1 protein-coding gene is annotated in these 266 nt (G+C 34.6%); it reads left to right on the forward strand.

Annotated features, from left to right (window positions below):
• Window positions 1-12: 12 nt before the first annotated feature.
• On the forward strand, window positions 13-266 hold a 254-nt coding region (locus AOA59_RS27120), incomplete at its 3' end, for a GyrI-like domain-containing protein (RefSeq protein WP_218212217.1).

The following is a 266-nucleotide window of genomic DNA, read 5'->3' on the forward strand; positions in this document are numbered from 1 at the left end:
GGAGGTATTATCATGCAACCAAAAATAATAGAAAGAAATAGTTTTAAAATAGTAGGCTATGAGTTTAAAACAACTTTACGCAATAACGCACACTCTCACGATATACCAGCATTCTGGGATAAATGTAATATTGAAGGAAAAGAAGCTAAGCTCTATGATACACAGGAAGTTGTGAAACACGGAGAGTATGGTATCTGTGTGAATTCTAATATGGAAACAGACGAGTTTTCCTATGTGCTTGGAGTGGAAGTAACAGACTTTAATAA

The organism is Pseudomonas sp. 2822-15, assembly GCF_002742515.1.
Classification (GTDB): Bacteria; Pseudomonadota; Gammaproteobacteria; order Pseudomonadales; family Pseudomonadaceae; genus Aquipseudomonas; species Aquipseudomonas salomonii.